The following is a 9,240-nucleotide window of genomic DNA, read 5'->3' as shown; positions in this document are numbered from 1 at the left end:
CCTGCCAGTCACCCTCGGCATCAACGGCTCCATCACGGACCACACCTCGTCAGAGATCTCCTGTCGCGTCACCGCACAAGACTCACCCAGCGGAGAGCGAAATCTCTTGATCAACACGGCCTAGGGCGACCGCTGGTCAGCCACGCCGCTCGTCCCAGTCGGCGTACGGGTCCCATCCGCCTCGGTCGAGGAACGGCTCGCCGTCGACGAGCAGGGGTGCTCCGGCCTCGGGGCGCACGGCTCCGATCCGACGGAATCCCTCCGGCACGTCGTCGTCGGGGAAGCAGGCGAGGAGCGCGTGGTCCTCACCGCCTGTCAGTGCGAGGGAGAGGTCGGCACCGAGCGCGTCGGCGCGCAGGTCGATGGAGACGCCCGACGCCGCCGCCATCCGCCGCGCATCGAGGGCGAGGCCGTCGGAGACATCCATCATCGCGGTGGCACCGGCGATCGCCGCCACCGGCCCGAGACGGATGGGCGGATGCGGTCGCAGCTGAGCGTCCACCGCATCCCGCTCCTCCTCTGACAGGGAACCGCGATCGACCGGCGACGGCGTGCCGGCCGCATCCCGGAAACGCTCGAACAGCACGCGCAGTCCCTGCGCCGCATGTCCGGTGGCGCCGGCGATCGCGACGACGTCGCCCGGCCGCGCGCCGCTGCGCAGAACGGGCGCCCGGCCGTCGAGCACGCCGAGCGCGGTGACGGCGATCGTGAGCGTCTCGGAGACCGTGAGGTCACCGCCCTCGACCGCGCATCCCGGTGCGAGCTCTGCGCAACCCGCGAGCAGTCCCTCCGCGAGCCCCTCGACGAACGAGAGCCGCGTCTCCTCGGGCATCGCGAGGGCGACGAGCAGCGCTGTCGGGCGCGCGCCCATGGCCGCGATGTCGGCCAGATTCACCGCGGCCGCCTTGAAGCCCAGATCGGCGGCGCTCGACCACGCCAGCCGGAAGTCCGGACCGTGCACGAGGGTGTCGACGGTCGCGACGATGCGCCCGTCCGGCGCCGCGAGCACCGCGGCGTCGTCACCGGGGCCGATGAGTGCCTGCGACGGGCCGATGCGGCTCAGGACGCGGGAGAGGATCGCACCCTCCGACAGTTCGGCGACGGTCGGGTCGGGCACGGTCATCCCTCCACCGTAGCCCGGCGTAGCCTGGAGGAGTGACCCGCACCCGCCGCACTCTCGCCTGCGCTGCGCTGGCCGCGACCCTCGCTCTGGCCGGCTGCTCGACGACCGTGTCGCTGACCCCGGCGGACGACGCGAACAACCCGCACTGCGCCGACGTCATGGTGCGGCTTCCCGGTACGATCTCGACCTCCGACCGTGTGTGGACGGATGCGCAGTCCACCGCGTCGTGGGGCACGCCCTCAGCCGTGATCCTCGCGTGCGGGGTGGCGGTTCCTGGGCCGACCACCCTCAAGTGCGTCTCGTTCCACGGCGTGGACTGGATCGTCCAGCCCGAGAAGGACAACACCTATCGGGTGACGACCTTCGGACGCAAGCCCGCGGTCCAGCTGCTCATCGACACGAAGAAGATCGACTCGAACGCCGCGCTCAACGCCGTGAGCCTGGCGGCCACGTCGCTGCCCACGCACGGCGACGGCTGCGTCGCGCCGGAGACCCCGGCGTCCTAGAGCGTGCGGGCCGCCCCGGCTCAGCCGCGCGAGAGAGCCGTCTCGATGAGGTCCGTGATGAGCTCGCCGTAGGTCATGCCGCCGGCGATCCACACCTTCGGGAACATCGAGATCGGGGTGAACCCGGGCATCGTGTTGAGCTCGTTGACCACGGGGCCGTCCGCGGTGAGGAAGAAGTCGACACGCGCGAGGCCTCGGCCGTCGACCGCGTCGAAGGCTCGCAGCGCCATCTCCTGGAGAGCGGCGACGTCGCCGTCGGCCATCTCGGCCGGGCACACGACATCCACCCCATCGCCCCCGAGGTATTTGCCCTCGAAGTCGTAGAACTCCCGCGTCGTGAGAACGATCTCGCCGGGCAGCGAGACCCGTGTCGGCACGCCGTCGCGGCTCTCGAGCACACCCAGCTCGACCTCGCGCCCGTGAAGACCCTCCTCGATGAGCACCTTGCAGTCCTCGGCGAACGCGATCCGCAGCGCCCCGTCCAGCTCGCCCAGGTCGTGCACCTTCGAGACGCCGACGCTGGAGCCGGCGCGCGCCGGCTTCACGAACCACGGGAGACGCAGCTCGGCGGCCGCCGCGGCAGCCGCGGCATCCTGTCCCGGCCGGACCGTCACCCACGGCGCCACCGGGACCCCGGCCGCCTGGAGCGCGATCTTCATGAAGTGCTTGTCCATGCACAGCGCGGAGTCGAGCACGCCACCGCCTGCGTACGGCAGCTCGAGCGTGTCGAAGAAGCCCTGGATCGTGCCGTCCTCGCCGTGGGGGCCGTGGAGGATCGGCAGCACGACGTCGAGCGCGCCGAGGCTCTCGACGGAGCCGTCGGCACGGCGCACGCGCAGCTCGCGGACGCCGGATGCCTCCGGCCAGAGGATGCGGGTGCCGTTGTCGACGACCTCCGGCATGTGCGCGGGATCGAGCGCGAACTTCTCGGGGTCGTCGTCCTCGAGGACGAATGCACCGGCGCGGGTGAGTCCTACCGGGACGACCCGGAAGCGATCACGGTCGATCGCCCGGAGCACGCCGCCCGCCGTGGCGGAACTGATCGAGTGTTCGCTCGACCGCCCTCCGAAGAGCACCGCCACTGCCGGCTTGTCCATACTCGGTCCTCTCCCCCTGCGGGGTGTCGTCGTCTGTCGTGAGATGCGGCGCGATCTCGCGGGGGTTCATCGTGCCGTCGAGCACGCGCTTGACCTGCTCGACGATCGGCATCGACACCCCCGCCTGCTTCGCGAGCTGCAGGATCGGTGCGACGGATGCGAGGCCCTCCGCCGTCTGGTTCATCTGCTTGACGACGTCGTCGAAGCGGTAGCCCTGTCCGAGCAGGCGCCCGGCGGTGTTGTTGCGGCTGAGCGGCGACTGGCACGTCGCGATCAGGTCGCCGAGGCCCGCGAGTCCCTGCAGCGTCTCGGGCTGGGCGCCCTGGGCGACGGCGAAGTCCGTCATCTCCACGAGTCCGCGCGTGATGATCGACGCCTTGGTGTTCTCGCCGTAGCCGACTCCGTCCACGATGCCGATGGCGACCGCGATGAGGTTCTTCAGCACCCCGCCGAACTCCGTGCCGATGACGTCGGTGTTCACGAACGAGCGGAAGTAGCGGTTGCGGGAGCGGCGCGCGACGTCCTCGGCGGTCTCACGACTGATGGATGAGATGACCGCTGCGGTCGGCTGCTCGCGCGCGATCTCGAGGGCGAGGTTGGGACCTGACGCGACGGCGATGCGATCGGGGTCGCACTGGAGCTCCTGCTCGATGACCTGACTCATCCGCAGGCCGGTGCGCTTCTCGACGCCCTTCATGAGCGAGACGATCGGCACATCCGACTGTGCGACGAGGGCGCGGATGGCCTTCAGGTTCTCGCGCGCCGTCTGGCTCGGGATCGACAGGTAGATCTGCGTCGCCCCGTCGATCGCCTCGGAGAGATGCGGCGTTGCGGTCATCGACCGCGGCAGGTTGATGCCGGGGAGGTACTGGCTGTTGCGCTTGGCCTCGGCGATCTCGTGGGCGAGCTCGGGGCGGCGGGCCCACATCACGACCTGGGCGCCGCCGTCGGCGAGGATCTTGCCGAAGGTCGTGCCCCAGCTGCCCGAGCCGATCACAGCGACCCGGGGTCCGGCACCGCGGTGTTCGGGTCTAGGTGTCAAGGCGGCCCGTCTCGTTCTGCCCGTGCGTCGACGGGTTCCACCGTTCAGCGGGTGCCGGGATGCCGCGCACCTCCGACAGCATCTCGGCGAGGCGGCGCATGACGGCATCGGTTCCCTCGGCCAGGGCATGCGGATGGAGCGGGGTGTCGCGCTCGTACTCGGTGAGATCGATGGGATCACCGATGACGACGGTGATGGGCTTGCGCAGCGGCCAGAAGCTGAACTTCCCGTAGCGCGGCAGGATCGCCTGAGTACCCCACTGGACGACGGGGATCAACGGGATGTCGCCCGCCATCGCGAGCCGCACCGCACCGGTCTTGCCGCGCATCGGCCACATGTCCGGGTCACGGGTGAGCGTGCCCTCGGGGTAGACGATGAGCCCGCGCCCGCGCTCGACGAGCATCTCGGCGGTGTCGAGCGTCTGCTTCGCCGACGCGGCGGACGACGAACGCGCAACGGGGATCATGCCCGTCAGCCTCAGCGCGAGGCCCACCACCGGCACCCGGAACAGGCTCTCCTTGGCCATGAACCGGGGCTGCCGGCCGAGCCGCCACACGGCGGCGGCGACGATCAGCGGATCGAACTCGCTGTAATGGTTGGGGGCGACGACGAACGCGCCCTCGCGCGGCAGCTTCTCGCCGCCCTCGATGCGGATCTTGGCGATCAGGCCGAGCAACGGCACCACGGCCGCCGCGAAGACCCACCAGATCGTCGGTGTGGCCTTCTCGCGCGCGGGGCGCCGACGGGTCGGTCGCGACACCGACGTCATCCGATGACGTCGAAGTCGGCGCCGACGGCGGCGAGCTTGTCGAAGAACTTCTCGTATCCGCGACGGATGATGCCGACGTTGCGGACGGTCGACTCGCCCTGGGCGGTCAGCGCCGCGATGACGTGGCTGTAGCCGCCGCGGAGGTCGGGCACGACGATGTCCGCACCGTGCAGCGGCGTCGGGCCGTTGATGACCGCGGCCTGCTCCAGGTTGCGGCGCGGCACGCGGCGGGGGCCGCCCTGCAGTCCGTGCGGGTGCACGACGATGTCGGCGCCCATCTTGACGAGGGCATCGGTGAAGCCGAACCGGTTCTCGTAGACCGTCTCGTGCACGATCGACTCGCCGTGCGCCTGCGTGAGGGCCACGATGAGCGGCTGCTGCCAGTCGGTCATGAAGCCCGGGTGCACGTCGGTCTCGACGGTGACCGGACGCAGGTCGCCGCCGCGGCGGAACAGGATGCCGTCCTCACGGATGTCGAAGTCGGCGCCCACCTTGCGCAGCACGTTCAAGAACGTGAGCATCTCGGGCTGACGCGCGCCCCCCACGAAGATCTCGCCGCCGGTGGCGAGCGCGGCGCTCGCCCAGCTCGCTGCCTCGTTGCGGTCGAAGACGGCCCGGTGGTCGTAGCCCTCCAGCCGGTCCACGCCCTCGATGAGGATGACGCGGTTGGGCTCGTAGGAGATGATCGCGCCCATCTTCTGCAGAACCGCGATGAGATCCATGATCTCGGGCTCGATCGCCGCATTGCGCAGCTCGGTGACGCCGTTCGCGCGGACCGCGGTCAACAGCACCTGCTCGGTCGCCCCGACGCTCGGGTACGGAAGGTGGATGTTGGCGCCGCGCAGGCCGCCCGGCGCGGAGAGGCGGATGCCGGTCGGCAGCTTGTCGACCACGGCGCCGAACTTGCGCAAGGCGTCGAGGTGGAAGTCGATCGGACGGTCGCCGATGCGGCATCCGCCGAGATCGGGGATGAACGCCTGGCCCAGACGGTGCAGCAGCGGTCCGCAGAAGAGGATCGGGATGCGCGACGCCCCGGCGTGCGCGTCGATCTCCTCCATGTGCGCCGACTCGACGTCCCTCGGGTCGAGCATGAGCGAGCCCGGCTCGTCCGCCTCCTGCACGCGGACACCGTGGACCTCGAGCAGGGAGCGGACGACCGCGACATCGCTGATGTCGGGAACGTCGCGGAGGATGCTGGGGCTCTCGCCGAGGAGAGCCGCCACCATCGCCTTGGTGACGAGGTTCTTCGCGCCCTTCACCTCGACGCGGCCCGTCAGGGGGCGGCCACCGCGGATCGAGAGGATCTCGCCTGCCCCTCCCTTACGACCGTCGGCCGAGATGGTGTCGTGCAGGAGAGTCATGCAGCCTCACAGGTGTCGGAATCAGGGGGTTGGCAGGGGCGGCACCGGAAGTGTGCGCGGCCTCCAACTCTCGCGGCGCGCCTCGTAAGCGGCGATTCGGTCTTCGTTTCGGAGGGTGAGCCCGATGTCGTCGAGTCCCTCCAGGAGCCGCCACCTAGTGTAGTCGTCGATCTCGAACGGAACGCGGATATCGCCCAGGACCGCCTCTCGCTCCTCGAGATCGACGGTCATCTCGACGCCCGGGTCGGCCTCGATCGCATCCCACAGGCGCTCGACATCCGCCTCGCTGACGACCCCTGCCAGGAGGCCCTGCTTGCCCGCGTTCCCGCGGAAGATGTCCGCGAAGCGGGGGCTCAGGACGACGCGGAAGCCGTAGTCGCGGAGCGCCCAGACGGCGTGCTCGCGGCTGGAGCCGGTGCCGAAGTCGGGACCCGCGACGAGGATCGACGCGTGGCGGTAGGCGTCCTGGTTCAGGACGAACTCGGGATCCTGTCGCCAGCTGGCGAAAAGAGCGTCCTCGAAGCCGGTCTTGGTGACCCGCTTGAGGTACACGGCGGGAATGATCTGATCGGTGTCGACAGCGGATCGACGCAGGGGTGCAGCGACGCCGGTGTGGGTCTCGAACTTGTCCATGTCAGGCCTCCGCCCCGCTCGCGATCCGCTGTTCCGTGCCGATGGGTCCGAGATCCGACGGACTCGAGAGCGTCCCGCGGACCGCGGTCGCGGCCGCGACCAGGGGCGAGACGAGGTGCGTGCGCCCGCCCTTGCCCTGGCGGCCCTCGAAGTTGCGGTTGCTGGTGGATGCGCAGCGCTCCCCCGGCGCCAGCTGGTCGGGGTTCATGCCGAGGCACATCGAGCAGCCGGCGAACCGCCACTCGGCGCCGAAGTCGGTGAAGACCTTGTCGAGGCCCTCGGCCTCGGCCTCGAGCCGCACCCGGGCAGAGCCCGGCACGACCATGACGCGGACGTGCTCCGCCTTCGTGCGGCCCTGGATGACCGAGGCGAAGGCGCGGAGGTCTTCGATGCGGCTGTTCGTGCACGAGCCCATGAAGACCGCATCCACCGGAATGTCCTTCATGCGCGTGCCGGCCGCGAGGTCCATGTACTCCAGGGCGCGCTCGGCAGCGGCTCGCTCGTTGGCGTCGGCGAAGTCCGCCGGGGTCGGGACGACATCGCTCAGCGACACGCCCTGCCCGGGGTTCGTGCCCCACGTCACGAACGGCTCGAGCCCGTTCGCATCGAGGAACACCTCGGCGTCGTAGACGGCGCCCTCGTCGCTGGGTAGCGTGCGCCAGTAGGCGACCGCATCCTCCCAGTCCTGACCCTGCGGGGCGTGCGGCTTGTCCTTGACGTACGCGAAGGTGGTCTCGTCGGGAGCGACCATGCCGGCGCGCGCACCCGCCTCGATCGACATGTTGCAGATCGTCATGCGGCCCTCCATCGAGAGGGCGCGGATGGCGCTGCCGCGGAACTCGAGCACGTAACCCTGGCCGCCGTTGGTCCCGATCTTCGCGATGACCGCGAGGATGATGTCCTTCGCCGTCACGCCGGGCTTCAGCTCGCCCTCGACGGTGATCGCCATCGTCTTGAAGGGTCTCAGCGGCAGGGTCTGCGTGGCGAGCACGTGCTCGACCTCGCTCGTTCCGATGCCGAAGGCCATGGCGCCGAAGGCGCCGTGCGTGGAGGTGTGGCTGTCGCCGCAGACGACCGTGATTCCCGGCATCGTGAGGCCCAGCTGCGGCCCGACCACGTGCACGATCCCCTGCTCGCGGTCGCCCAGCGAGTGCAGGCGGACGCCGAACTCCTCGGCGTTGCGGCGCAGCGTCTCGATCTGGGTCCGGCTGGTGAGGTCGGCGATCGGCTTGTCGATCGCGAGGGTCGGCGTGTTGTGGTCCTCGGTCGCGATGGTGAGGTCGAGCCGCCGCACGGGCCGCCCGTCGGCACGCAGGCCGTCGAACGCCTGCGGGCTCGTCACCTCGTGGACGAGGTGCAGGTCGATGTAGATGAGGTCGGGCTGGCCGTCCTCGCCCTTGACCACCAGGTGGTCGTCCCAGACCTTCTCGGCCAGCGTGCGCGGCCGATCGGGGATGACGGATACGTCGGAATCAGGCGTGCTCATGTGCTTCGTTCTCCTCGGATTGCCGGGCTGTCCTCCCGGCGAGAGATTCGGCCCGCAACGAACTCCGCGACGAGGGAGGCCTGGAACTAGGACTCGTCGCGGCCGCTAAGAAGGAGGCGAGCGATCCGCACGAGGTCAGGCTACCATCCCGGCCCAGGCGCTCAGTCCGCTGAGTCGGCCGCGGCCGACGCATCCGCAGACACGGCCTTCTTCTCACGACGTGACGAGATGAGGCTCGCGATCGTCGCGATCGCCATCGCCGCGACGATGACGACGAGCGACGCCCAGGTGGAGATCTCCGGCGCCCACTCCACCGGGTGGCCGCCGTTGATGAAGGAGACCGAGTTCTCGTGGAGGGCGTGGAAGAAGAGCTTCACGCCGATGAAGGCGAGGATGAAGGCGATGCCGTAGTGCAGATACTTCAGCCGCTCGAGCAGTCCGCCGAGGAGGAAGTACAGCTGCCGCAGTCCCATGAGCGCGAAGAGGTTCGCCGCGAAGACGATGAACGCGCTGTGGGTGATGCCGAAGATCGCCGGGATCGAGTCGATCGCGAACATGAGGTCCGTGAAGCCGATGGCGACGAACACCAGGACCATCGGCGTCCAGATGACCTTGCCGTTCACGCGCGTGCGCAGCTTCGACCCGTCGTAGTGGTCGCTGATGTCGATGAAGCGGCGGAGGAACCGGACGATGCCGATCTCGGTCTCGGCGTCGTCGTCGTGCTTGCGGGGGAACGCCTGGCGCCAGGCGGTGTAGACGAGAAAAGCGCCGAAGACGTAGAAGATCCAGACGAAGTTCTCGATGAGGGCCGCACCGAGCATGATGAAGATCGCGCGCAGCACGAGTGCGATGATGATGCCCACCATCAGCACCTCCTGCTGGTAGCGACGCGGCACCGCGAACTGGCTCATCAGCAGCACGAAGACGAACAGGTTGTCGATCGAGAGGCTGTACTCCGTCAGCCACCCGGCGACGAACTGTCCCGCGGCATCCGTGCTCCCCGTCACCCAGAAGAGCACCACGGCGAACATGAGTGCGAGCGCGACGTAGAAGACGATCCATGCCGTCGCCTCCCTGAGGGAGGGGATGTGCGGGCGCTTCAGGATGATGAGCAGGTCGGCGACGAGGATGAGGGTCAGCACGATCAGCGAGGTGATCTCGAACCAGACGGGGATCTCGAATCCCATGGAGGCGGCCTTTCGGGGGTCGGCTGTTCACCGAGA

9 protein-coding genes are annotated in these 9,240 nt (G+C 69.3%); 1 reads left to right on the top strand and 8 read right to left on the bottom strand.

Annotated features, from left to right (window positions below; genetic code table 11):
- Window positions 1-136 precede the first annotated feature (136 nt).
- Window positions 137-1,123 (bottom strand): thiamine-phosphate kinase, encoded by a 987-nt coding sequence (gene thiL / locus AC0NZN_RS13600; RefSeq protein WP_474592839.1) that lies wholly within the window; start codon window positions 1,121-1,123, stop codon window positions 137-139.
- A gap of 32 nt (window positions 1,124-1,155) precedes the next feature.
- Between thiL and AC0NZN_RS13595 the strand changes: the two genes are divergently transcribed.
- Window positions 1,156-1,629 (top strand): DUF3515 family protein, encoded by a 474-nt coding sequence (locus AC0NZN_RS13595; protein WP_474592838.1) that lies wholly within the window; start codon window positions 1,156-1,158, stop codon window positions 1,627-1,629.
- Window positions 1,630-1,649: 20 nt separating this feature from the next.
- Here AC0NZN_RS13595 and AC0NZN_RS13590 read toward each other — a convergent pair whose 3' ends face one another.
- From AC0NZN_RS13590 to AC0NZN_RS13560, 7 genes are all read right to left on the bottom strand, one after another.
- Window positions 1,650-2,726, bottom strand: a complete 1,077-nt coding sequence (locus AC0NZN_RS13590) for a D-alanine--D-alanine ligase family protein (RefSeq protein ID WP_474592837.1) — start codon at window positions 2,724-2,726, stop codon at window positions 1,650-1,652.
- Window positions 2,626-3,768, bottom strand: a complete 1,143-nt coding sequence (locus AC0NZN_RS13585) for an NAD(P)H-dependent glycerol-3-phosphate dehydrogenase (RefSeq protein WP_474592836.1) — start codon at window positions 3,766-3,768, stop codon at window positions 2,626-2,628. Before AC0NZN_RS13585 ends, AC0NZN_RS13590 begins: the two co-directional genes overlap by 101 nt.
- Window positions 3,758-4,537 carry a lysophospholipid acyltransferase family protein gene (locus tag AC0NZN_RS13580; RefSeq protein WP_474592835.1) on the bottom strand — a complete coding sequence of 260 codons (780 nt, stop codon included), beginning with the start codon at window positions 4,535-4,537 and terminating at the stop codon, window positions 3,758-3,760. The genes AC0NZN_RS13585 and AC0NZN_RS13580 overlap by 11 nt, the downstream gene beginning before the upstream one ends.
- Complete coding sequence (murA, locus tag AC0NZN_RS13575; RefSeq protein WP_474592834.1) at window positions 4,534-5,898, bottom strand: UDP-N-acetylglucosamine 1-carboxyvinyltransferase; 1,365 nt, start codon at window positions 5,896-5,898, stop codon at window positions 4,534-4,536. The genes AC0NZN_RS13580 and murA overlap by 4 nt, the downstream gene beginning before the upstream one ends.
- Before the next feature lie 21 nt (window positions 5,899-5,919).
- Window positions 5,920-6,531 carry a 3-isopropylmalate dehydratase small subunit gene (leuD, locus tag AC0NZN_RS13570; RefSeq protein ID WP_474592833.1) on the bottom strand — a complete coding sequence of 204 codons (612 nt, stop codon included), beginning with the start codon at window positions 6,529-6,531 and terminating at the stop codon, window positions 5,920-5,922.
- 1 nt (window position 6,532) lies between these two features.
- Window positions 6,533-8,017: a 3-isopropylmalate dehydratase large subunit gene (gene leuC / locus AC0NZN_RS13565; RefSeq protein ID WP_474592832.1), complete on the bottom strand. Its 1,485-nt coding sequence runs from the start codon at window positions 8,015-8,017 to the stop codon at window positions 6,533-6,535.
- Window positions 8,018-8,178: 161 nt separating this feature from the next.
- Window positions 8,179-9,204 (bottom strand): TerC family protein, encoded by a 1,026-nt coding sequence (locus AC0NZN_RS13560; RefSeq protein ID WP_474592831.1) that lies wholly within the window; start codon window positions 9,202-9,204, stop codon window positions 8,179-8,181.
- Window positions 9,205-9,240: the final 36 nt, after the last annotated feature.

It is taken from the genome of Microbacterium sp. sgz311019, assembly GCF_056135325.1.
Note: the sequence above shows the minus strand (reverse complement) of the source record. Positions and strands in the feature narration are given on the sequence as shown.

Excerpts from the sequence above, each read along its gene's own strand:
- leuC (WP_474592832.1), bottom strand. The coding sequence starts at position 8,017 with ATGAGCACGCCTGATTCCGACGTATCCGTCATCCCCGATCGGCCGCGC.
- AC0NZN_RS13580 (WP_474592835.1), bottom strand. The coding sequence starts at position 4,537 with ATGACGTCGGTGTCGCGACCGACCCGTCGGCGCCCCGCGCGCGAGAAG.
- murA (WP_474592834.1), bottom strand. The coding sequence starts at position 5,898 with ATGACTCTCCTGCACGACACCATCTCGGCCGACGGTCGTAAGGGAGGG.
- leuD (WP_474592833.1), bottom strand. The coding sequence starts at position 6,531 with ATGGACAAGTTCGAGACCCACACCGGCGTCGCTGCACCCCTGCGTCGA.
- thiL (WP_474592839.1), bottom strand. The coding sequence starts at position 1,123 with ATGACCGTGCCCGACCCGACCGTCGCCGAACTGTCGGAGGGTGCGATC.
- AC0NZN_RS13560 (WP_474592831.1), bottom strand. The coding sequence starts at position 9,204 with ATGGGATTCGAGATCCCCGTCTGGTTCGAGATCACCTCGCTGATCGTG.
- AC0NZN_RS13590 (WP_474592837.1), bottom strand. The coding sequence starts at position 2,726 with ATGGACAAGCCGGCAGTGGCGGTGCTCTTCGGAGGGCGGTCGAGCGAA.